Source organism: Pseudomonas sp. 20-5 (assembly GCF_056782835.1).
Map to the genome: position 1 here is coordinate 5077046 of NZ_CM165584.1, position 21983 is coordinate 5099028.

18 protein-coding genes are annotated in these 21983 nt (G+C 65.4%); 9 read left to right on the forward strand and 9 right to left on the reverse strand.

What is annotated here, in order from left to right; translation table 11 throughout:
- Positions 1-5 precede the first annotated feature (5 nt).
- From AC1RB9_RS23425 to AC1RB9_RS23440, 4 genes are read left to right on the forward strand one after another with little or no spacing between them, the layout of a single operon-like run.
- Complete coding sequence (locus AC1RB9_RS23425; protein WP_003105448.1) at positions 6-1016, forward strand: ABC transporter permease subunit; 1011 nt, start codon at positions 6-8, stop codon at positions 1014-1016.
- Between the two features lie 11 nt (positions 1017-1027).
- Positions 1028-1939, forward strand: coding sequence for an ABC transporter permease subunit (locus tag AC1RB9_RS23430; protein ID WP_003105451.1), 912 nt, complete (start codon positions 1028-1030; stop codon positions 1937-1939).
- A gap of 52 nt (positions 1940-1991) precedes the next feature.
- Positions 1992-2966, forward strand: a complete 975-nt coding sequence (locus AC1RB9_RS23435) for an ABC transporter ATP-binding protein (RefSeq protein WP_003094451.1) — start codon at positions 1992-1994, stop codon at positions 2964-2966.
- Entirely contained in the window at positions 2966-3937 is a 972-nt protein-coding gene (locus tag AC1RB9_RS23440; protein WP_003094452.1) for a peptide ABC transporter ATP-binding protein, read from the forward strand. The genes AC1RB9_RS23435 and AC1RB9_RS23440 overlap by 1 nt, the downstream gene beginning before the upstream one ends.
- A 32-nt stretch (positions 3938-3969) precedes the next feature.
- Here the strand turns inward: AC1RB9_RS23440 and AC1RB9_RS23445 are convergent, their stop codons facing one another.
- Positions 3970-4602: a LysE family translocator gene (locus tag AC1RB9_RS23445; protein ID WP_003455673.1), complete on the reverse strand. Its 633-nt coding sequence runs from the start codon at positions 4600-4602 to the stop codon at positions 3970-3972.
- Between the two features lie 141 nt (positions 4603-4743).
- Here AC1RB9_RS23445 and AC1RB9_RS23450 point away from each other — a divergent pair, with 141 nt between their 5' ends.
- Positions 4744-5217 carry an Lrp/AsnC family transcriptional regulator gene (locus tag AC1RB9_RS23450; protein ID WP_003112855.1) on the forward strand — a complete coding sequence of 158 codons (474 nt, stop codon included), beginning with the start codon at positions 4744-4746 and terminating at the stop codon, positions 5215-5217.
- Positions 5218-5221: 4 nt separating this feature from the next.
- Here the strand turns inward: AC1RB9_RS23450 and AC1RB9_RS23455 are convergent, their stop codons facing one another.
- Genes AC1RB9_RS23455 through AC1RB9_RS23465 form a run of 3 tightly spaced genes read right to left on the reverse strand, consistent with a single transcriptional unit; the run spans position 5222 to position 7577 of the window.
- Positions 5222-6151 (reverse strand): 5-oxoprolinase subunit C family protein, encoded by a 930-nt coding sequence (locus AC1RB9_RS23455; protein ID WP_003116236.1) that lies wholly within the window; start codon positions 6149-6151, stop codon positions 5222-5224.
- Positions 6148-6825, reverse strand: a complete 678-nt coding sequence (pxpB, locus tag AC1RB9_RS23460; RefSeq protein ID WP_003455684.1) for a 5-oxoprolinase subunit PxpB — start codon at positions 6823-6825, stop codon at positions 6148-6150. Before pxpB ends, AC1RB9_RS23455 begins: the two co-directional genes overlap by 4 nt.
- Positions 6822-7577 (reverse strand): 5-oxoprolinase subunit PxpA, encoded by a 756-nt coding sequence (locus AC1RB9_RS23465; protein WP_003455685.1) that lies wholly within the window; start codon positions 7575-7577, stop codon positions 6822-6824. Before AC1RB9_RS23465 ends, pxpB begins: the two co-directional genes overlap by 4 nt.
- A 129-nt stretch (positions 7578-7706) precedes the next feature.
- Between AC1RB9_RS23465 and lpxO the strand changes: the two genes are divergently transcribed.
- Positions 7707-8606 carry a lipid A hydroxylase LpxO gene (gene lpxO / locus AC1RB9_RS23470; protein WP_003094463.1) on the forward strand — a complete coding sequence of 300 codons (900 nt, stop codon included), beginning with the start codon at positions 7707-7709 and terminating at the stop codon, positions 8604-8606.
- Between the two features lie 411 nt (positions 8607-9017).
- Here lpxO and AC1RB9_RS23475 read toward each other — a convergent pair whose 3' ends face one another.
- Together AC1RB9_RS23475 and piuD are read right to left on the reverse strand one after the other, a co-directional pair.
- The gene (locus AC1RB9_RS23475) at positions 9018-11570 is read right to left on the reverse strand and encodes a PepSY domain-containing protein (RefSeq protein WP_003455687.1); all 2553 of its coding nucleotides are present in this window, start codon (positions 11568-11570) and stop codon (positions 9018-9020) included.
- Between the two features lie 215 nt (positions 11571-11785).
- A complete protein-coding gene (piuD, locus tag AC1RB9_RS23480; protein ID WP_003455689.1) occupies positions 11786-14086 on the reverse strand; it encodes a TonB-dependent siderophore receptor PiuD in 2301 nt (766 codons plus the stop codon).
- 217 nt (positions 14087-14303) lie between these two features.
- Between piuD and AC1RB9_RS23485 the strand changes: the two genes are divergently transcribed.
- The 3 genes from AC1RB9_RS23485 to AC1RB9_RS23495 all read left to right on the forward strand — a co-directional run bounded on the left by AC1RB9_RS23485 (position 14304) and on the right by AC1RB9_RS23495 (position 17727).
- Positions 14304-14984, forward strand: a complete 681-nt coding sequence (locus tag AC1RB9_RS23485; protein WP_003455698.1) for a Fe2+-dependent dioxygenase — start codon at positions 14304-14306, stop codon at positions 14982-14984.
- 2 nt (positions 14985-14986) lie between these two features.
- On the forward strand, positions 14987-15802 hold the full coding sequence (locus tag AC1RB9_RS23490; protein WP_003455701.1) for a tetratricopeptide repeat protein: 816 nt from the start codon (positions 14987-14989) through the stop codon (positions 15800-15802).
- 122 nt (positions 15803-15924) lie between these two features.
- Positions 15925-17727, forward strand: a complete 1803-nt coding sequence (locus AC1RB9_RS23495) for a phosphoethanolamine transferase CptA (protein WP_003455704.1) — start codon at positions 15925-15927, stop codon at positions 17725-17727.
- A 55-nt stretch (positions 17728-17782) separates the two neighbouring features.
- On the opposite strand, the gene AC1RB9_RS23500 is transcribed toward AC1RB9_RS23495, so the two are convergent.
- The 3 genes from AC1RB9_RS23500 to AC1RB9_RS23510 form a co-directional block, all read right to left on the reverse strand.
- The gene (locus AC1RB9_RS23500) at positions 17783-18208 is read right to left on the reverse strand and encodes a VOC family protein (RefSeq protein ID WP_003134881.1); all 426 of its coding nucleotides are present in this window, start codon (positions 18206-18208) and stop codon (positions 17783-17785) included.
- 115 nt (positions 18209-18323) lie between these two features.
- Complete coding sequence (locus AC1RB9_RS23505; RefSeq protein ID WP_003094617.1) at positions 18324-19487, reverse strand: type III PLP-dependent enzyme; 1164 nt, start codon at positions 19485-19487, stop codon at positions 18324-18326.
- Positions 19488-19938: 451 nt separating this feature from the next.
- On the reverse strand, positions 19939-21960 hold the full coding sequence (locus AC1RB9_RS23510; protein ID WP_003094624.1) for a methyl-accepting chemotaxis protein: 2022 nt from the start codon (positions 21958-21960) through the stop codon (positions 19939-19941).
- Positions 21961-21983: the final 23 nt, after the last annotated feature.

Consider the following 21983-nt stretch of genomic DNA (forward strand, 5'->3'; position numbering starts at 1 on the left):
CCAACATGCTTAGTTTCATTGCACGACGATTGGGGTTGCTGATCCCCACCTTCTTCGGCGTGACGCTGCTCACCTTCGCGCTGATCCGCCTGATTCCCGGCGACCCGGTGGAAGTGATGATGGGCGAACGTCGCGTCGATCCGCAGATGCATGCCGAGGCCCTGCACCGCCTGGGCCTGGACAAGCCGTTGTACCAGCAGTACCTGGACTACGTGGGCAACCTGGCACAGGGCAATCTCGGCGAATCGCTGACCACCCGCGAAGGCGTCTGGCACGAATTCCTCACCCTGTTCCCGGCGACCCTGGAACTGTCCCTGGCCGCCATGCTCTTCGCCGGCACCTTCGGTCTGCTGGCCGGGGTGATCGCCGCCCTGAAACGCGGTTCGCTGTTCGACCACGGGGTGATGACGGTGTCCCTCGCCGGCTATTCGATGCCGATCTTCTGGTGGGGCCTGATCCTGATCATGCTGTTCTCCGTGTCGCTGGGCTGGACGCCGGTGTCCGGCCGTCTCGACCTGCTCTACGACATCGAGCCGAAGACCGGCTTCATGCTGATCGACACCCTGCTTTCCGACGAACAGGGCTCGTTCCTCGATGCCGTGCGCCACCTGATCCTGCCGGCCATCGTGCTGGGCACCATCCCGCTGGCGGTGATTGCCCGCATGACCCGCTCGGCGATGCTCGAGGTGCTGCGCGAAGACTATGTGCGCACCGCCCGCGCCAAGGGCCTGTCGCCGGCCCGGGTGGTCTTCGTGCACGCCCTGCGCAACGCGCTGATTCCGGTGCTGACGGTATTCGGCCTGCAGGTCGGCACGCTGCTCGCCGGCGCGGTGCTGACCGAAACCATCTTCTCCTGGCCGGGCATCGGCAAGTGGCTGATCGACGCCATCAGCCGTCGCGACTACCCGGTGGTGCAGAACGGCATCCTGCTGGTCGCCACCCTGGTCATCCTGGTCAATTTCGTCGTGGACATCCTCTACGGCCTGGCCAACCCGCGCATTCGCCACCAACGCTGAGGAGCCAGCCGATGAACGCCATGCACAACGCTCCCGCCAGCGACCCGAGCCTGGTCTACCCGTCCCCGCTGAAGGAATTCTGGCAGGCCTTCGCGCACAACAAGGGCGCCCTCGGCGGCCTGCTGTTCATGCTGCTGATCGTGTTCTGCGCGCTGTTCGCCCCCTGGGTCGCCCCCTACGATCCGAGCGAGCAGTTCCGGGACTTCCTGCTGACCCCGCCATCCTGGCTGGAAGGCGGCCAGGCGCGCTTCCTGCTCGGCACCGACGAGCTGGGCCGCGACCTGCTCTCGCGGCTGATCCACGGCGCCCGCCTGTCGCTGCTGATCGGCCTGTCCTCGGTGGTGATCTCGCTGATCCCCGGCATCCTTCTCGGCCTGCTCGCCGGCTTCTCGCCGAACCGTGCCGGGCCGCTGATCATGCGCCTGATGGACATCATGCTGGCGCTGCCGTCGCTGCTGCTGGCGGTGGCCATCGTGGCGATCCTCGGCCCGGGCCTGATCAACACCGTGATCGCCATCGCCATCGTCTCGCTGCCGGCCTACGTACGCCTGACCCGCGCCGCGGTGATGACCGAGCTAAACCGCGACTACGTCACCGCCTCGCGCCTCGCCGGCGCCGGCACCCTGCGACTGATGTTCGTCTGCGTGCTGCCGAACTGCATGGCGCCGCTGATCGTCCAGGCCACCCTGAGCTTCTCTTCGGCGATCCTCGACGCCGCCGCCCTCGGCTTCCTCGGCCTCGGCGTGCAACCGCCGACCCCCGAGTGGGGCACCATGCTCGCCTCCGCCCGCGACTACATCGAGCGCGCCTGGTGGGTGGTCAGCCTGCCCGGCCTGACCATCCTGCTCAGCGTACTGGCGATCAACCTGATGGGCGATGGCCTGCGCGACGCCCTCGATCCGAAACTGAAGAACGCGGCATGAGGAGCACAACCATGAACAGCGCATCCGTATCCGCGCCACAGGAGACCGCCGCATGAGCCTCCTCGATATCAAGAACCTCAGCGTACGCTTCGGCGACACCACCGCCGTGCCCGTGGTCGACGGCCTCGACCTGAGCGTCGACAAGGGCGAGGTGCTGGCCATCGTCGGCGAGTCCGGCTCCGGCAAGTCGGTGACCATGATGGCCCTGATGGGCCTGATCGACGCCCCCGGCTGGGTATCCGCCGATCACCTGCGCTTCGACGGCCACGACATGCTCACCCTCAAGGGCCGCCAGCGCCGGCGCATCGTCGGCAAGGACATGGCGATGGTCTTCCAGGACCCGATGACCGCCCTCAACCCCAGCTACACCGTCGGCTACCAGATCGAGGAGGTCCTCCGCCTGCATCTCGGCCTGCGCGGCAAGGCCCTGCGCCAGCGCGCCCTGGAACTGCTCGAACGGGTCGAGATCCCGGCCGCCGCCAGCCGTCTCGACGCCTACCCGCACCAGCTCTCCGGCGGCATGAGCCAGCGCGTGGCGATCGCCATGGCTATCGCCGCCGAGCCCAAGCTGCTGATCGCCGACGAGCCGACCACCGCCCTCGACGTGACCATCCAGGCGCAGATCATGGAGCTGCTGCTGAACCTGCAGCGCGACCAGGACATGGCGCTGATCCTGATCACCCACGATCTCGCCGTGGTCGCCGAGACCGCCCAGCGCGTCTGCGTGATGTACGCCGGCGAAGCGGTGGAGATCGGCGGCGTGCCGGCGCTGTTCGACCGCCCGACCCATCCCTACACCGAGGCGCTGATCAAGGCGATCCCCGAGCACTGTGCCGGCGAAGCCCGTCTGGCCACCCTGCCCGGCATCGTTCCGGGGCGCTACGACCGCCCGCGCGGTTGCCTGCTGTCGCCACGCTGCCCCTATGCCCAGGAGCATTGCCGCCAGGAGCGGCCGGCCCTGGAGGCACACGAGCGCGGCGCGGTGCGCTGCTTCTATCCGTTGAACCTGCTGAACGAGGTGGCCTGATGGAAACCGTTCTGACCGCCCGTGATCTGACCCGTCACTACGAAGTCTCCCGCGGCCTGTTCAAGGGCCACGCCCAGGTGCGCGCGCTGAACGGCGTATCGTTCGAACTGGAAGCCGGCAAGACCCTCGCCGTGGTCGGCGAGTCCGGCTGCGGCAAGTCGACCCTGGCGCGCGCCCTGACCCTGATCGAGGAACCCACCTCCGGCTCGCTGAAAATCGCCGGGCAGGAGGTCAAGGGCGCCAGCAAGGACCAGCGCCGGCAGTTGCGCCGCGACGTGCAGATGGTCTTCCAGAACCCCTACGCCTCGCTCAATCCGCGACAGAAGATCGGCGACCAGTTGGCCGAGCCGCTGCTGATCAACACCGCGCTGTCGCGCGAGGAACGCCGCGAAAAGGTCCAGCAGATGATGCGCCAGGTCGGCCTGCGGCCGGAGCATTACCAGCGCTACCCGCACATGTTCTCCGGCGGCCAGCGCCAGCGCATCGCCCTGGCCCGGGCGATGATGCTGCAACCCAAGGTGCTGGTGGCGGACGAGCCGACCTCGGCCCTCGACGTGTCGATCCAGGCCCAGGTACTGAACCTGTTCATGGACCTGCAGCAGCAGTTCCGCACCGCCTACGTGTTCATCTCGCACAACCTGGCGGTGGTCCGCCACGTCGCCGACGACGTCCTGGTGATGTACCTCGGCCGACCGGCGGAGATGGGGCCGGCGGACAAGCTCTACGAGAACCCGCTGCATCCCTATACCCGTGCGCTGCTCTCGGCGACCCCGGCGATCCACCCGGACCCGACGAAGCCGAAGATCCGCATCCAGGGCGAACTGCCGAACCCGCTGAACCCGCCGGAGGGTTGCGCCTTCCACAAGCGCTGCCCCTACGCCACCGAGCGCTGCCGCAGCGAGGTGCCCGAGCTGCGCCTGCTCGACCAGCGCCAGGTGGCCTGCCACCACGCCGAGCAATTCCTCGGCTGAGCGCCACGGGGCGCTCGCCGCCCCGCAGCCCTTCAGAGCTGGCGCAGCAGCGCCAGCCTTACCCCGAACCCTATCAACAACCCACCGAAGCCCCACTGCTGCAGGCGCTGTGCCCGCGGCCGGGACGCCAGCCAGCGGCCCAGGCGGCCACCGGCCAGCGCATAGGCGCAGTCGAAGGCCAGGCCAACCAGAACCAGGACCGTACCGAGCGCGGCGAACTGGACGGCCAGCGAACCGGTCCCGGGGCTGACGAACTGCGGCAGCAGCACCGAACAGAACAACAGGGCCTTGGGGTTCAGCAGGTTGGTCAGGAGTCCGCGCAGCAAGGCCCGGCGGTCGGCGTAAGGGACCACCGGCGCGGAGCCCGCGTCGCTGGTCGGCAAGGCCAGTCCGCCACCGCGCAGCATCTGCAGGCCAAGCCAGGCGAGGTAGGCGGCGCCAAGCAAGCGCACCAGGTCGAAGGTCCAGGGAGCGGTCCGGAACAGCAGCGCCAGTCCAGTCGCGGCCATCAGCACATGGCAGGCCCGAGCCAGCGCCAGGCCGAGGGCGGTGACCAGCGCCGCGCGACGGCCCTGGCGGGCGCCGGTCTGGAACAGCAGGAGCATGTCTGGTCCGGGCACCAGGTAAACCACCGCCAGGGCAATCAGGAAAGCGCTCGTGTCCATCGTATCGGCTCCAGGAAGGTGACCCGGATAACGATTCTATGCCCGCAAGGCAGGGCAGGTGCTTGCGTTTTCCACCAGCCTATCCATTCTATTTGGCAGTAAATTCCACTCTCTGGAGACTATCCATCCGGATATGCCAAGATGAAACTCGACGCCTATGACCACCGCATCCTCGCCGCCCTCCAGCGCGACGGCCGCCTGAGCAACGTCCAGTTGGCCGAGGAGATCGGCCTCTCCCCGTCCCCCTGCCTGCGCCGCGTGCGCTTGCTGGAAGAAGCCGGGGTGATTCGCGGCTACCAGGCCAGCATCGACCGCGACGAGGTCGGCCTCGGCCTCACGGTGTTCGTCGGGATCAAGGTGGAGCGCCACCGCCAGGAGCAGGCCGAGGCCTTCCACCGTGCGGTGGTCGACCTCCCGGAGGTGATCTCGGTGCACCTCGTCTCCGGCGAGTCGGACTTCCTCCTGCAAGTGGTGGTCCCCGACCTGCGCGCCTATGAACGCCTGCTCAGCGAGACCCTGCTGCGCCTGCCCGGGGTCAGCGACATTCGCAGCAACTTCGCGATCAAGACGGTCAAGGCGCCCGCGCCGCTGCCGCTCGGCCACCTGGCCGGCTGAGCGCTCAGCCGCGGAAGAAGCGGTAGAAGCGCAGCAGGTCGGCCTGCTGCGTCGCCAGGTCGCTCTCGACGAAGGTTACCTCGCTATGCGCGGGGCTTTGCGCCAGGCGCGAGAGGTCCAGTGGATGGACGAAGCCCAGCAGCGGATAGCCGCCCATGCTCTGGCGGTCGGCCATCAGCACGATGGGTTGGCCATCGGGCGGAACCTGGATAGCGCCCTCCACCACGCCCTGCGACCAGGCGCGCGGCGCCCCGCGCAGTGGCTCGCCGGCCAGGCGGACGCCCATGCGATCGGACCGCGGGCTGATTCGCCAGGCGCTGGCGAAGAAGGCTTGCCGGCTGGCTGCGTCGAAGGCCGCCGCATCGCCGCCAAGCAGCACGCGCAAGGGCCGCTGCTGCCGGTAGTCCGGCTGGAAACGCCAGGGCACGCTGGCATCCCACGGACACGCCGCTCCCGCTTCGGCACACGGCAGGCAATCGCCCTCCGCCAGGATCCGGCCATCGCCCTGTAAACCGCCGAGCCCGTCGCGAACCTGGCAGGCGACGCTGCCCAGTACCGGCCTCGCCCGGAAACCGCCGGCGCAGGCCAGGTAGGCACGCTGCCCGGCCTCGGCGAAGCCCAGTTCGATGCGTTGCCCGCGGCGGACACGGAAGCGACTCCAGGGCAGGCATTCGCGACCGTCCACCGTCAGCGCCAGGCGCGCTCCGGTCAACGCCAGCCAGGTCGCCTCCACCCTGCACTCCAGCACCAAGCCGCCGAAAGCGATTTCCAGCAATGGCGTCCCCCAGGGATTACCGAGCAGACGATTGGCCCAGGCTGCCGCCTGGCGGTCCAGAGGGCCGCCCGGGGATACGCCGAGGTGCTGCCAGCCGCGCCGGCCGTCGTCCTGCAGCAGGCTCTGCGGACCCGCCTTGACGACCCGCAAACCATTCATTCGCGCCCGCCCAGGTCGAGGAAAGCCTCGCGCCCGATGGCGACGAAGCGCACCCGGTCGCCCAGCGCCAGTGGGCACGGAGGAGTGGCGGCCGGATCGAAGGGACGCCACGGACTGCGTCCCAGCAGGTGCCAGCCGCCGGGCGAGGCCTGCGGATAGATCGCCGTCTGCGCCTCGGCAATGGCCAGGCTGCCGGCCGGTACGCGCGCCCGCGGGGTGGCCCGCCGCGGCAGGACCAGGCGCGGATCGAGGCCGCCGAGGTAGGCGAATCCCGGAGCGAAACCGATCGCGCCGACCCGGTATTCGGCCGCGCTGTGCAGTTCGATCACCCCTTCGCCAGTCAATCCGCAGGCAACCGCTACCGTCGCGAGGTCCTCGCCGGCGTACCAGACGGGAATCTCGTGCAGGCGCCCGGCATCCTCGGCGGGGCGCCAGGCGTGCCACTCCACCAGCAGCGGACCCAGGCGTTCTTCCAGTACCTGCGGGGCGATGCGGTAGGGGTCGTAATGCAGCATCAGGGTGGTCCAGCCCGGCACCAGATCCCTGACGCCTTCGCCGAGCCCCTCGCGCAGACGTCTGGCCAGCTCGGCCAGGCGCACAGACAGGTCCACTTCGGGCTCTTCGGCGAGCGTCAGCAGCAGGGCTTCGGCACCAGCGGGTTCGATGCGGATCACAGGCTGTCCAGGGCCGCGCGCAGGCGCCGGAGGACCGCCAGCGACTGCGGGTTGTCGCCATGCACGCAAAGACTGTCGGCGGTCAGGCGCAGCGGGTTGCCGTCGTAGTCGGGGAAGGCTTCGCCGCGGGCGATGGCCAGGGCCTGTTCGATGACCCGCTGCGGATCGTGATGCACCGCGCCGCCAAGCCGCCGCGGCGCCAGCCGACCGTCCGGCAGGTAGGCGCGATCGGCGAAGGCCTCGAACAGCAGCGGCACGTCGGCCTCGTCGGCCAGTTCCAGCTCGCGGCCGTTGTCGGCCAGGGCCAGCACCATCAGCGGCAGGCCCTTGCGATAGGCGGCGCAGGCGTCGAGCACGGCGCGCAGCAGCTCATCGTCGCCGACCAGGTCGTTGTACAGCGCGCCATGCGGCTTGACGTAGGCCACCTGGGTACCGAGGGAACGGCAGAAAGCGTCCAGCGCGCCGATCTGGTACAGCACCATGGCATGCACCTCTTCGGCAGAGCAGGCCAGCGAACGCCGGCCGAAGCCGCTCAGGTCGGGATAGGCAGGGTGCGCGCCGATGCTCACGCCATGGCGTACCGCCAGCTCCACCGCGCGCCGCATGGTGAGCGGATCGCCAGCGTGGAAGCCGCAAGCCAGGTTGGCCTGGTCAACCAGCGGCATGCTGTGGACATCGTCGCCCATGCGCCAGGCGCCAAAGCTTTCGCCCATGTCGCAGTTGAGCAGGATACGCCGGCCGGTGTCGTTCATTGTGCGTTCCTTTCGAGGCCAGGATTACGGAAAAATGAGCGCAGTGCTGGCGAATTAGCGTCAGGTAGCATACTCAGGCACTGAGAACAGGAGTAAATTCTCCTCTTTTGCACCGACGACCTTGCATTCATGAAAGTTCTCATCCTGGCGGCCTATGCGCTGAGCATCCTCTATGTCCATTTCCGCGGCCGGGTACGCCACAAGCTGTCGCGCCAATTGAGCGACCACTCCAGCTTCCTCGCTCCGATCAACTGCCTGATGTACCTGTTCTCGAAGGTACCGAACCGCCCTTACCTGGCACCGCAAACCTTCCCCGAACTGCAGGTTCTGGTCGACAACTGGCAAGCCATCCGCAGCGAGGCGCTGCACCTGCACGACGCCGGCAACATCAAGCGTTCCGAACAGTACGACGATATCGGTTTCAACTCGTTCTTCAAGAGCGGCTGGAAGCGCTTCTACCTGAAATGGTACGACGAGGCCCATCCCTCCGCCGGACAACTCTGCCCGCAGACCACCGCCCTGTTGCGGCAGATTCCCTCGGTCAAGGCGGCGATGTTCGCCGAACTGCCGCCGGGCTCGAAGCTGGTGCGACACCGCGATCCCTACGCCGGCTCGCTGCGCTTCCACCTGGGACTGTTCACCCCCAACGACCCGGCCTGCTTCATCGAGGTGGACGGCGAGCGCTACCACTGGCGCGACGGCGAGGCGGTGGTGTTCGATGAAACCTTCATCCACTACGCGGAAAACGCCACCGAACACAACCGCATCATTCTCTTCTGCGACATCGAGCGGCCGCTGACCCAGGGCTGGGCCACCGCCTTCAACCGCTGGTTCAGCCGCAACGTGATGGCTGCCGCGGCCGCCCCGAACAACGCAGGCGACCGGACCGGCGGACTCAATCGGATCTTCGACAGCCTCTACAAGATCCGCCTGCAGGGCAAACGTTTGAAGAAGCGCAACCGCAAGCTCTACTACCTGCAGAAATGGGGCTTCTTCGCCCTGGTACTGGCTTTCATCCTGTGGATCTGAGGCCCGGCGACGCAAGGCCCCGATAGCTCCGTGGGGTACATGACACCAACGGCGTCATCCGCCGATACCTCGCCGAAATGGCGGATAACCGCTCTGCGGTTATTCGCCCTACGCCACGGACAACGCGAAGTCCCGATAGCTCCGTAGGGCGCATGACGCCAACGGCGTCATCCGCCGACACCCCGCCGAAATGGCGGATAACCGCTCTGCGGTTATTCGCTCTACGCCACGGACAGCGCGAAGTCCCAATAGCTCCGTAGGGTGGATGACGCCAACGGCGTCATCCGCCGACACCCCGCCGAAATGGCGGATAACCGCTCTGCGGTTATTCGCCCTACACCCCGCAAAGCCCAGCAGTCCCGGCAGTTGGCAACGAAAAGGCTCCCTTGGGAGCCTTTTTCATTCATCCGTTCAGTACACGTCGCGTCGGTAACGTCCTTCGTCGGCCAGGCGCTGCAAGGCCTCCTCACCGAGCACTTCGCGCAGCACCCGGTCGACACCGCCGGCCATGCCCTGCAGGCTGCCGCAGACGTACAAGGCCGCACCCTCGTCAATCCAGCGCCGCAGTTCATCCGCCGCTTCATGCAGGCGGTCCTGGACATAGATCTTCTCCGCCTGGTCGCGGGAGAAGGCCAGGTCCAGGCGTTGCAGCTCACCCCTGGCCAGGGCTTGCTCCAGCTCCGCACGACAGTAGTAGTCGTGGGCGAAATTGCGTTCGCCGAACAGCAGCCAGTTGCGCTTGCGCCCGGCGGCAATGCTGGCGCGCAACAGGCTGCGCAGGCCGGCGAGCCCGGTACCGTTGCCGATGAGGATCAGCGGCACGTCATCCTCCGGCAGGTGGAAGCCCGCGTTGCGGCGCAGGCGCAGGGTCAGCGCGGCGCCGAGCGGCAGGTACTCGGTGAGCCAGCCGGAGCAGATGCCCAGGCTGCCGTCGGCATGCTGCTCCTGGCGTACGATCAGTTGCAGGTCGCCATCGCTCTGCAGCGACGCGATGGAGTACTGGCGCACGGAAAGCGGAATCAGCGCATCCAGCAGCGCCTGCGGGTGCAAGCCGACCAGGTGTTCGAAAGAGTCCGGCAGCAGGCGCCCAGCCAGGGCCTGCTCCAGGCTCTGCTCGACGCCCTCGACCGCCACCCGCGCCTGGCCGTCCAGGTTATGCCGCTGCAGCCATTCGCGGATGCGCGCGGGCGCCTGGTGCGGGACGATCTCCAGCAGATCGCCGGCGCGCCATTGGATGGCGCTGTCGGTCGGCGCACGCAGGTCCAGCAGCCAGGTCGACTCGCCCTGGCTGCCAGGATTCAGGCACTCCCGCCGCGCCAGCGACCAGACCTCGAAGGCCGGCGCTTCCCAGGCCGCCGGGGCGGCACCGCCGGTCACCTCGGCCAGGCTTTCCTGCCATTGGCGCAGGGCCGCGGCGTCGCCATCATCGACCTCCACCGGGGCGAACAGGCTCCGCGCGCCCTGCCCCTGCAACCAGCCCTGCATGCGCCGGGCGAAGCCGCAGAACTGCTCGTACTGGCGATCTCCCAAGGCCAGCAGGGCGTAGCTCAGGCCATCGAGGCTGGCGGCCTGGCCAAGCACCTTGCGTTCGAAGCCGCGGGCGCTGTCCGGCGCCTCACCGTCGCCGAAGGTGCTGACCACGAACAGCGCCTTGCGCGCCTCGGCGAGTTGCCCGGCATCCAGGCGCGCCAGCGATTCGACCCGCACCGGCAACCCGGCCGCCTGCAACTGGCCGGCGCTCTGCCAGGCCAGTTGCTCGGCAAAACCGCTCTGGCTGGCGTAGCCGATCAACCAGGGCTCGCCGCTGGCGCCGGCGCTGCCGCCCAGGTCGGCGCGGCTCGCCCGTACCGCGCGTTTCTTGCGCCGGCGGTCGAGGTAGAGCAGCCAGCCGGTGATGAAGAACAGCGGCATCGCCAGGCTGGCGAGCATCATCAGGATGCGTCCGGCCATGCCGAAATAGCTGCCTACGTGCAATGCATAGACGCTGGCCAGCAACTGGCTGCCGAAAGAACGGTCGCTATAGCGCTGGTCGCTTTTCACCTGGCCGTTGGCCGGGTCCAGGGTCAGGGTGTTGAAGGCACGCTCGTGCGGCGCGTCGGTCAGGCGATAGAACACTGTCGCCGGCTGGCCGCCAGCCGGCGGCAGGCGCAGGTTGTAGGCCTGCAAGCGGTCGCCGCCGGCCTGGCGGATGCTGTTCCATACCGCCGCGTAGTCGACCACCAGCGGAGCCGCATCGGCCGGGCGCTCGCCACGTCCGCCCGGCTTGCCGCGCTGCGCCTGCTGGCCGGCGGGCGCGTCGTCGAGCAGTTTGAACAGGCCGTTGCGGTACCACTCGTAGGACCAGTACAGGCCGGTCAGCGCAGCCAGCAGGTAGAGCGCCAGGCACCAGGTGCCGGCCACGGCATGCAGGTCCCAGTTGAAACTGCGCCCCTTGCGCGACCAGTCGAGGGTCAGCCAGGCGCGCCAGTCGAAAACCTTGCGCGGCCAGCGCAGGTAGAGACCGGACAGGCAGAAGAAGATCAGGATCAGGGTGCAGGCGGCGGTGACCTGCTTGCCGTACTCGCCCATGGCGAGGAACCGGTGCAGTTGCATCATCAGGTTGAAGAAACCCTCGCCGCGTGGCTCGCCGACGAAAGCCCCGGTGTAGGGATCGATCCAGCGCGACTCGCCGCGGCGCTGTCCCGGCGGCGGGGTATAGAAGATCCGCCCGGCCTTGTCGCTGGCCATCTCGACCCAGACGAAGGCCACTTTCCGCCCCGGCTCGGCACCTTCGATACGGCGCACCAGTTCGTCCAGCGGCAGCACACCCTCGGAGCGCTTCTGCACCACCAGCACGTCAGGGTTGAGCGCGCGCATCAGCTCGTCCTGGAACGACAGGGTCGCTCCGGTGACGCCCATCAGCGCCAGCACCAGGCCGGCGCTGATACCGAAGAACCAATGCAACTGGAACCAGACTTTCTTCACAGGATCACCTTCACGGCCGCCGCGCGGCAACAACGGGACTACGCCGACGCCAAGCGCCGGCCAGACGACACGAGGACGTCGGCGGGCAATTCTATTTGATAATCAGTTGCGATAAAGCCGAATTAACGTTCTTTACGCTCTATTTACCCACCTGGATGGGGGAAAGCCCCATCCCGTAGAGGGAATGGGGCTTTCGTGGGGAGCGAGAGCGGCTGTCAGAAGTGGAAGTTGGTGCTGAACAGTATCGTCCTTCCAGCGGCCTGGGACGCATAGTGCGCCGCATAGGCTTTGTCGAAGTACTTCTTGTCGAACACATTCTGCACGTTCAACTGGAAATCGACGTTCTTGCTCAGTTTGTAGCTGGCCATTGCGTCATAGCGCCAGTAATCGGGGACATAGACGGTATTGCCAACGTCGCCATAGACCTTGTCGACATAGAAAGCCCCGCCGCCGATGGTGGTCTTCGGGAAGATGTCATAGGTGGTCCAGAGACTGAAGCTGTTCTTCGGCGTATTTGGCATCTCGTTGCCGTTGTTGGAAGCCGCCGATGCGTTCACATTGCCGTTACGCCCAGCCTTACCGGCATCGACCAACTCGCTGTCCAGGTAGCTGTAGCCCGCGAACACCTTCCACTTCTCGGTCAGCTTGCCGCTGGCGCTCAACTCCACGCCGTCGACGCGGGTTTGTCCGGCGTTGTCGTAGGTCTGGTTGGCGACCAGGATGCGGGTATTGTCCTTGTCGGTGCGGAAGATCGCGGCACTCAGCTCCAGCCGCTCGTTGAAGAAAGCCCACTTGGTACCAAGCTCGTAGTTCGTGGTTTCTTCCGGCTCAAGGTTGTTGCTGATGGCGAACCCGTCGACAGCATTCGAGGTATCCCCATTATCGAGCATGCTACCCGGCGGCGTAGCCGAAGTGGCGTAGGACGCATAGATGCTGCCGTTGGGTACAGGCTTCCACACCAAGCCTGCCTGCCAGTTCCAGAAGCTCGACTTGTCGCTGAGTTTGGTAGCGGGTCTTACACCGTGGTTCTTCGCCGTAGTTTCGAAACTATCGAAGCGCGCGCCAATATTGACCTGCCACTGCTCGTTCAGGTCGATGGTGTCGAACGCATATATTGCCTTGGTGGTGCCGACCGTATTCAGCGGCGCATATTTCCGGGTAATACTGCCATTCCATGGATCGTGCGGATTGGGATTTTCCAGACTAGTGCAGTTATAGCCGCTAGGCGCCCCGATCAGCGATGGATTGCACTTGTTGCTGCCCAGGCCGGTATTGGTATCGACGGTATACCCATCGCGCTTGCTGTCTTCTCGGCTGAACTCCAGGCCGGTGCTGAAGCTGTTCTTGAAGCCACCCAGGTAGAACTCTCCAAACAGGTCAGTCTGGTTGACTGCTGTGGTGGTGGTACTTACCCGATTGTTCTGGCGGCGCCAGACCGAGCCATTGTTGATGTTGCCCTGGCTGTCATCCGGTTGTGTCCACAGATAGTCCTGATGACTGTTGCCGTAACGCGAGGTATTGCGAATAGTGAGGCTGTCAGTCAGATCATGCTCAACGGTGATGGTACTGGTATCGATGCGGCTCTTCTGGAAATCGCGCCCCGTCAGCCCATAGAAATTGCCTCGATCGACATTCACCGGTTTGTCCGGATTGTGCTTGCTGCGATCGCTACTCTTGGCATAGGGAATGCCCGAATCCGGGGTATCGTCACTTTCCAGGTGATAATGGCTGACGGTCACTCGGGTCGGCGAGCCAAGACCGAAGGTGAGCGACGGCGCTACGCCCCAGCGACTGACATCGACTTCATCGCGGCCCGCGACATTGGCATCGTGCTTGAGAAGATTCAGCCGGAATGCCGCATTGCCATCGAGGAATTCCTGGTTGAGGTCCAGGGTGTAGCGGCGAGTCTGGTCAGAACCATAGGTGAAGCCTCCATCGATGAAGTTCCCAGCCTTGGCCTGCTTGCTGACGAGATTGAGGCTGCCGCCGGCCGAGCCCCGTCCTCCGAATGCCGAGTTAGGGCCCTTGCTGACCTCGATCTGCTCAAGGTTGAAGATCTCGCGGGTCTGTGCACCAGTATCGCGTACACCATCGACGTAAGTATCGCTTTGCGCATCGAAGCCGCGAATGAATGGCCGGTCACCGGTGGGATTGCCGCCCTCGCCCGCGCCAAAGGTAATACCTGGAACGGTACGCAGTGCATCCTGGAGAGACACGGCGGCGGTATCCTTGATCACCTGCTTTGGTACTACCGTGACGGAGCGCGGCGTATCCAAGAGCGGCGCGGTGTACTTCTTCGACGCCGAGCGGTCGACGTTGTAGGTGGTTTCGTCCTGCTGCTCGCCGACGATGGTGGCCGCATCCAGCGACAGTACGCGGTCCTTGTCGGTCTTTTTCTGCCCGGCCTCGTCGGCGTGGGCTGCCTGCGGTGCGGCGATGGCGGTGATGGCCACACCGATGGCCGAAGCCAGCAGACGTTGCGAAGAAACGGCGGTATCCGTGGACTGACGCGACATTCGAAACCCCTCCCCGGGAGCTGTGAAGGTCGCGGAATTTATTGCAGATCAGAATTGTTATCAATTATTACGGATTCGCATTCGACAGGAATTTACATTCTTTACAATTTTCTCATTACATTTTTTCCCATCTCGCTCGTCTGGAACATTTGGCGGTTTTACATGGCCAATGCAAATCAATATCATTGGCAATCATTTCGCCTTCATGGACAGCGCCATGTTGCTGCATATTCCCGCCATCTTCACCGCCGAGGAAGTCTCCCGGATCCGCGCAGCCCTGGAGCAGGCGGAATGGGCCGACGGCAAGGCGACCGCCGGCTACCAATCGGCCAAGGCCAAGCACAACCTGCAACTGCCGCAGGACCACCCGCTGGCCCGGGAGATCGGCGAAGCCATGCTGCAGCGCCTGTGGAACCATCCCCTGTTCATGTCCGCCGCCCTGCCGCTCAAGGTCTTCCCGCCGATGTTCAACTGCTATACCGGCGGGGGCTCGTTCGACTTCCACATCGACAACGCCGTGCGCGACATCCATGGCGGCCGCGAGCGGGTCCGTACCGACCTGTCCTCGACCCTCTTCTTCAGCGACCCGGAGGACTATGACGGCGGCGAACTGGTGATCCAGGACACCTACGGCCTGCAACAGGTGAAGCTGCCCGCCGGCGATCTGGTGCTCTACCCCGGCACCAGCCTGCACAAGGTCAATCCGGTCACCCGCGGCGCGCGCTACGCCTCGTTCTTCTGGACCCAGAGCCTGGTCCGCGAAGACAGCCAGCGCACCCTGCTATTCGAAATGGACCAGTCGATCCAGCGACTCACCCGCGACGTCCCCGACCATCCCTCGCTGATCCGCCTCACCGGTACCTACCACAATCTCCTGCGGCGCTGGTCGGAACTCTGAACATGCGCCACCTGCTGCTTCGTCACGACGCGCTGGACGCCGAAGGTTTCGCCGCACAACTGGCCGGTACCCCGGGCGAGGTTGCCCAGGCCATCCTTGGCGCTGCGCGCGAGGGCCTGACGGAAGCCCAGGCCCTCCTCGGACAGATCCTTCTGGACGGCCAAGGCATCCAGCGCGACCCGACCCTGGCGCGGACCTGGTTCACGATCGCCGCCGAACGCGGCCACGCAATGGCGCGCAATATGCTCGCTCGCTGTCTTGAACATGGCTGGGGCGGCCCGGCGGATCCAGCCGCGGCAGCGGTCCACTATCGGATCGCCGCCCAGGCCGGCCTTGACTGGGCCCGCTACAACCTGGCCAATCTCCACGCCACCGGCCGCGGCGTGCCCCAGGACCAGCCGCGCGCCTATGCGCTGTATCGGCAAGCGGCCGAGCAGGGCCACGCGAAATCGATGAACCTGGTGGGGCGCTACCACGAAGAAGGCCTGGTGGTCGCTCGCGACCTGGCGCAAGCTGCGCACTGGTATCGACGCTCCGCCGAGGGGGGCGATTTTCGCGGCCAGTTCAGCCACGCCGCGATGCTCAGCGCCTCGGGCCGCCATGCCGAAGCCGAAACCTGGCTCCGGCGTGCCCTCGAAGGCGGCAACCTGAACTTCCTGCGCAGCGCCCGCCATGGCCTGGAGCAGTCGGCCCACCCACCGTTCCGCAGCCTGGCGCTGGCCTACTACCGACGCGCGGCGCAGTTGGGCGACGACACCGATCGAGAGGCCCTGGAACAGGCGCTCGAACGTCACGGGCACGCACGACTGCCCGCCTGACGAACAACGCACGACCCTTTGTTCACGCCCACATAACACTTTTTTGACAAGCCTTTCCCTACCCTCGCCGTTTCATCGAGGCGAACGACGATCGCGCCTCCGATCCATCGAACGAGGCTATCGTGTCCCCCACCCCACCACGCGTTACGCGCAATCGCATCGACTGGGCCGGCCTGGGCTGGCTGTTCCTGTTCTTCTGGTTCTTCTCCGGTATCACCCAACTGCTCCTGCTGACCTCCGGCAACAGCGGTTTCTCCGGTTTCCGCAACGCCATGGTGCTGAGCACCATCTGGCTTGCGCCGGTGTTGCTGTTCCCGCGCTGGACCAAGCCGCTGGCCGCCGTCATCGGGCTGGTGCTGTGGGCCGCCTCGCTGGTCGGCCTGAGCTATTTCGGCATCTATCACCAGGAATTTTCGCAAAGCGTGATCTTCGTGATGTTCGAGTCGAACACCGCCGAGGCCAGCGAATATTTCAGCCAGTACTTCAACCCCTGGATGACCCTCGGCCTGGTGCTCTACAGCCTGGTCGCCATCCTCCTCTGGCGCCGTCTGCGCCCGGTCTACCTGCCGCGCTTCAGCGCCCTGCCGGTGGCGGTGCTGCTGATCGTCGCGACCATCGGTTATCCGTTCTACAAGCAACTGGTCAGTCAGGGCCGGCCCTTCGACGAAGCCCTGGACAAGGTCCAGGCGCGCATGGAACCGGCGGTGCCCTGGCAATTGCTGATCGGCTACCAGCAATACCGCCAGCAACTGGGCAGCATGCAGGCGCTGTTGCAAAAGAACGCGGCCCTACCGCCGCTGAAGAACCTCGTCGATGCCAATGGCGATACGCCGCGCACGCTGGTCCTGGTGATCGGCGAATCCACGTCGCGCAAGCACATGAGCCTCTACGGCTATCCACGCGAAACGACCCCGCAGTTGGACGCACTGAAGGCCGCGAACCGGAACCTCACGGTATTCAACAACGTGGTGGCGTCGCGGCCATACACCATCGAGGTGCTGCAGCAGGTGCTGACGTTCGCTGACCAGGAGCATCCCGACCGCTTCCTCACCGATCCGTCGCTGATGAACCTGATGAAGCAGGCCGGCTACAAAACCTTCTGGATCACCAACCAGCAGACCATGACCAAGCGCAACACCATGCTGACGACCTTCGCCCAGCAGACCGATGCGCAGTTCTACCTGAACAACCAGCGCAGCCAGAACGCCAGCCAGCTGGACGGCGCGGTGCTGGCGCCCTTCGCCAAGGTGCTGGACGACCCGGCGCCGAAGAAATTCATCGTGGTCCATCTGCTCGGCACCCACATGAACTACAAGTACCGCTATCCCGCCGATTACGCTCGCTTCGTCGACCGCCAGGGCGCCCCGGCGGCCCTCAGCGACGACCAGGTGGAGGTCTACAACAGCTACGACAACGCCGTGCTGTACAACGACTACGTGGTCTCCAGCCTGATCAAGGGCTTCGCCAACAGCGATCCGAACGGCTTCCTGGTCTACCTCTCGGACCATGGCGAGGAAGTCTTCGACGAAGCCCCGCACGACCGTCTCGGCCGCAACGAAGGCGACCCGACCCGCGGCATGTACACCGTGCCCTTCCTGGTCTGGACTTCGCCCAGCTGGCAGCAGACCCATCCGCGCGACCTGCAGGCCCTGGTCGACCGACGCTACAGCAGCGAAGACCTGATCCATACCTGGTCCGACCTCGCCGGCCTCAACTATGACCTCTTCGATCCGACCAAGAGCCTGGTGAGCAACGACTTCCAGCATGAAGTCCGCTGGATCGGCAACCCCTATGCCCACAATGGCTTGCGCGACTTCGACAAGCTGCCGCTGGACAAAGCCGACGCCGGGCAGCAGGTAGCCCAGGCCGGACGACCCGCGCCCACGACGCCGCGCGCACCGTCCCGTCAGCCGGACGAAGGCTGACCGCCGCCAAGGAATGCGCCCCGCCGAGCGGGGCGTTTTTCCATCCGTAGCGCCCTCAGGGCAAGACCAGGTTGCCCTGCTCGTCGAACGGCCAGAACGGGTTGTAGGCAATTTCCCAAAGGTGTCCATCCGGGTCGGCGACATATCCGGAGTAGCCCCCCCAGAACACTTCCTGCGGCATCTTGGTCGCCTGCCCGCCGGCCGCCATAGCTGCGGAGAACAGACGGTCCACCTCGTCCCGCGAGGCGCAGTTGCAGGCCAGGGTGATAGCCGCGAAGCCGGTCGGACGATCTTCCACCTGCGCATCCTCGGCGAGGGCGCTGCGTCCGTAGAGGCCGAGGACCAGGTTGCGGCCCTTGAGAAATACCACCTGCTCGTTGCCGTCCGAAGAGGGCTGCCAGCCCAGCGCCTGGTAGTAGAGAGAGGAGCGGGCCAGATCGGCGACCCCGAGGGTCACCAGGGAAACACCATTGCCTGTCATGTCGGCGTCCTTGTCATGGGTTGTCGAACAAGGCTGACACGAGCGCCGCGAGGCTTCCAGAGCGACATGAAAAAGCCCCGCCGAGGCGGGGCTCTTCGTAACAGAGGCGACTGCGCTAGAGGTAGAACGCCTTCAGCGGCGGGAAGCCGTTGAACTCCACCGCACTATAGCTGGTGGTGTAGGCGCCGGTAGACAGCCAGTAAAGGCGGTCGCCGCTCGCCAGGTTCAGCGGCAGGCCATACTTGTAGTGCTCGTACATGATGTCGGCGCTGTCGCAGGTCGGGCCGGCGATCACTACCTCTTCCATCTCGCCCTGCTTCTCGGTCCAGATCGGGAACTTGATCGACTCGTCCATGGTTTCGATCAGTCCGGAGAACTTGCCGACGTCGGCATAGACCCAGCGCTCCACGGCGGTCCGCGACTTGCGGGCGACCAGCACCACTTCGCTGACCAGGATGCCGGCATTGGCGATCAGCGAACGGCCCGGCTCGAGGATGATTTCCGGCAGGTCGTCGCCGAAGTCCTCCTTGAGGAAGCGGATGATCTCCTCCGCATAGGTTTCCAGGTCGTTGGTCTTGGTGATGTAGTTGGCCGGGAAGCCGCCGCCCATGTTGATCATCTTCAGGACGATGCCGTCTTCTTCCTTCAGGCGCTCGAAGATCACCTTGACCTTGGCGATCGCCGCGTCCCACACCGAGATGTCGCGCTGCTGCGAACCGACGTGGAAGGAAATGCCGTAGGGCTCCAGGCCCAGCTGGCGGGCCAGGATCAGCAGGTCCATGGCCATGTCGGTCTGGCAGCCGAACTTGCGCGACAACGGCCAGTCTGCGGTAGTCGAGCCCTCGGTGAGGATACGCACGTAGACCTTGGCGCCGGGAGCGGCCTTGGCGATGTTGCGCAGGTCGGCTTCGGAGTCGGTGGCGAACAGGCGCACGCCCTTCTCGTAGAAGTAGCGGATGTCCTTGGATTTCTTGATGGTGTTGCCGTAGCTGATGCGCTCCGGACCGACGCCGGTCTTCATCACCTTGTCCAGTTCGTAGATCGAGGCGATATCGAAGTTCGAACCCTTGTCGCGCAGCAGCTCGGTGATTTCGGTAGCGGGATTGGCCTTCACCGCGTAGTAGATCCTGGCGAAGGGGAAGCAGTCGGTCAGTTGGTCGTAGGCATCGGCGATGGTCTGCTTGTCGATGACCACGAAGGGGGTTTCCTGCTTGTCGGCGAAGGCCTTCATGCGCTGGAAGGTTTCAGGGGCGAAATAATCCTCGACCTTGATGGACATGGTTGGGACTCCCAATGGCAAAACACATGGATTCGTAGGGGTGAAGCTGAACGTCTAATCCGTTTCCCCACTTTGGTTCGCCTACTTCCCAAGGCATGTCGCCGAGTATCACCTGCCTGCCGGCAGCCACCGCCTGTTCATCCTGGTAGGTCGCGCGCGTGTCCCGCGCGACGACCTGGCCGCTTGAGCAGCGGACGTCGCCTTGCCACAAGGCGATCTCTCGTCGTCAGTACTTGAGCCGGATGGATCGTTTCCAGCATGGACGTTCGGGCGCGAACTTTAGGACCAAGGGGACGCGAGATCAATAAAAAAATGCCGCGATTTCGCCTCCGCCTGTCGCACCGCCGGATTGACCTGCTCAGCCTTTACCCCATGTGCATGACAGTGGGATGTCCCCGTCCGCCCAGCGTTCAATCGGATGGACGAAAAACGTCCCGCGCAGGCCTTGCGCCTACACCCGGAACGCGCCGATCAGGCGTTTCAGCTGGGTCACCTGGGCGCCCAGTTCGCGGCTGGCCCGTTCGGTCTGGCTGGCGCCTTCCGCGGTGCGCTCGCCGGCCTGGTTGATCTCGACGATGTTCTGGTCGATATCGTGGGCCACGGCGGTCTGTTGCTCGGCGGCGGCGGCGATCTGCTGGTTCTGGTCGACGATCATGCCCACCGCGCCGAGGATATTCTCCAGTGCCTGCTGCACCTGCGCCGACTCGTTGACCGTGCCATCGGCGGTATGGTGGCTGCTGCCCATCGCCTTCACCGCCGCATCGACGCCGCCCTGCAGGCGCAGGATCATCTGTTCGATCTCGGCGGTGGATTGCTGGGTGCGCTTGGCCAGCGTGCGCACCTCGTCGGCCACCACCGCGAAACCGCGCCCCTGCTCCCCGGCACGAGCGGCCTCGATCGCCGCATTGAGCGCCAGCAGGTTGGTCTGTTCGGCGATGCCCTTGATCACATCCAGCACCTGGCTGATCGAGGCGCTGTCACTGGCCAGGCGATTGATCGCCGCCACCGACTGGTCGATCTCGCCGGCCAGGCGCTGGATGCTACCCACCTGCGACTCGACCAGGCTGCGCCCGCTGAGGGTTTCCTGGTTCACGCTGTTCGCGCTGCTCACCGCCATCGCCGCGCTGCGTGCCACTTCCTGGGCGGTAGCGGCCATCTGGTTCATCGCCGTGGCCACCTGCTCGATCTGGCTGCGTTGCCCGGCTACCGCCTGGTTGCTTTCGGCCGACACCGACTCGACGCGCAGGGTCTGCCGCTCGACCTCGCCGACGGTCTGGCTGACCCGCTCGATCAGGTCGTGGATCTTCGCCACCGATTCGTTGAACGATTGTCCCAGCTCGCCCAGTTCGTCACGGCTGCGGGCCTGGAAGCTGACCGTCATGTCGCCGCCGGCGACGCGCTCCATCATTCGCCCGAGATCCTTCAGGGTGGCGCGGGTGGAAACGTAGAAACCGCCGTAGAGGTATAGGATCGCTGCAAAAACCACGGCCAGCGCGGCGACTAGCAACAGCATCTGCGTGCGCACCTGTTGCAGGCGCTTTTGCAACTGGGTATCGAGATAGCCGAGAACGGCGTCGTCGAGCTGGTAGGTCTTGTCCATCGCCGCGCTGACCTGATCGTAGAACTGCGTCCACGGGGTATCCAGCGTCTCGGCCACGATCACCCGGTCCTCGAACAACTGCCCCAGGCTCTTCAGGGTCTCGCGACTGGCCTGGGCGGCCTCCTCGAGCGCCGGTGGGCTGCCGGCCAGGGACTCCTGCAGCTTCAGGCCGTACTCGCCATGCAGTTTCTCGAACTCCAGCAGCAGTTCGTCGAGCCGCGCGCTGGAGGACGAATTGAGGAAACCCTGGCCCAGGGAGTAGGCGCCGATGGCGCGCCCCTTGCTGATGGCCGCCGTCACCTCCGGCGTTATCGAACCGACCAGCTCGCTGAGCTGGCGCACCTGGCGCTGGCTGTCCTGGCTGAGCCCGGCCTGGGCGATAAGCAACTTGATGAATACCTGTGCGCTACCGAGCAGCTTCTCCGCCCGTGCGCCCTTGCCCTGCAAGGACCCTTCGGCCTCCACGGCCTGCAAGCCGTTGAGCAACCGGTCGCGCTGGGCCTCGAATTCGGCTACCGCCGCACCATCCTCGCTGAGCGGCGCCAGCGCCTCGAGCCGCCCGCGCAGCCCCTTCTGGACGTCCGCGATGCGCGCTTCCAGATCGCCGGCCTTGCCGGACTGGCCGATGACCGCATTGATCTGCAACAGATCGTTGAGGGACTCCAGGCCACGCCGGATCTGCAGTCCGCTACCCAGCAGCGTCAAGCTCTGCAGTTCGATCCGGGTGTCGCTGAACTGGCGATAGGCATCGCGCACCAGATAGAAGCTGGTGATCAGCAGCGGCAGGAAGAACAGCACGCTGATCAGGCCGAACTTCATGCCGAAGCTGAGCCGGTTCATCAGCGCGATAGCGGGATAGAGTACGGTCTTCACCCAGACGTCTCCTGATTGTTCTT

Coding starts and splice junctions, on each gene's coding strand:
- piuD (WP_003455689.1), bottom strand. CDS start 14,086: ATGTCGCGTCAGTCCACGGATACCGCCGTTTCTTCGCAACGTCTGCTG.
- AC1RB9_RS23485 (WP_003455698.1), top strand. CDS start 14,304: ATGTTGCTGCATATTCCCGCCATCTTCACCGCCGAGGAAGTCTCCCGG.
- AC1RB9_RS23430 (WP_003105451.1), top strand. CDS start 1,028: ATGAACGCCATGCACAACGCTCCCGCCAGCGACCCGAGCCTGGTCTAC.
- AC1RB9_RS23435 (WP_003094451.1), top strand. CDS start 1,992: ATGAGCCTCCTCGATATCAAGAACCTCAGCGTACGCTTCGGCGACACC.
- AC1RB9_RS23445 (WP_003455673.1), bottom strand. CDS start 4,602: ATGGACACGAGCGCTTTCCTGATTGCCCTGGCGGTGGTTTACCTGGTG.
- AC1RB9_RS23500 (WP_003134881.1), bottom strand. CDS start 18,208: ATGACAGGCAATGGTGTTTCCCTGGTGACCCTCGGGGTCGCCGATCTG.
- AC1RB9_RS23425 (WP_003105448.1), top strand. CDS start 6: ATGCTTAGTTTCATTGCACGACGATTGGGGTTGCTGATCCCCACCTTC.
- AC1RB9_RS23465 (WP_003455685.1), bottom strand. CDS start 7,577: ATGAACGACACCGGCCGGCGTATCCTGCTCAACTGCGACATGGGCGAA.
- lpxO (WP_003094463.1), top strand. CDS start 7,707: ATGAAAGTTCTCATCCTGGCGGCCTATGCGCTGAGCATCCTCTATGTC.
- AC1RB9_RS23505 (WP_003094617.1), bottom strand. CDS start 19,487: ATGTCCATCAAGGTCGAGGATTATTTCGCCCCTGAAACCTTCCAGCGC.
- AC1RB9_RS23455 (WP_003116236.1), bottom strand. CDS start 6,151: ATGAATGGTTTGCGGGTCGTCAAGGCGGGTCCGCAGAGCCTGCTGCAG.
- AC1RB9_RS23450 (WP_003112855.1), top strand. CDS start 4,744: ATGAAACTCGACGCCTATGACCACCGCATCCTCGCCGCCCTCCAGCGC.
- AC1RB9_RS23490 (WP_003455701.1), top strand. CDS start 14,987: ATGCGCCACCTGCTGCTTCGTCACGACGCGCTGGACGCCGAAGGTTTC.
- AC1RB9_RS23440 (WP_003094452.1), top strand. CDS start 2,966: ATGGAAACCGTTCTGACCGCCCGTGATCTGACCCGTCACTACGAAGTC.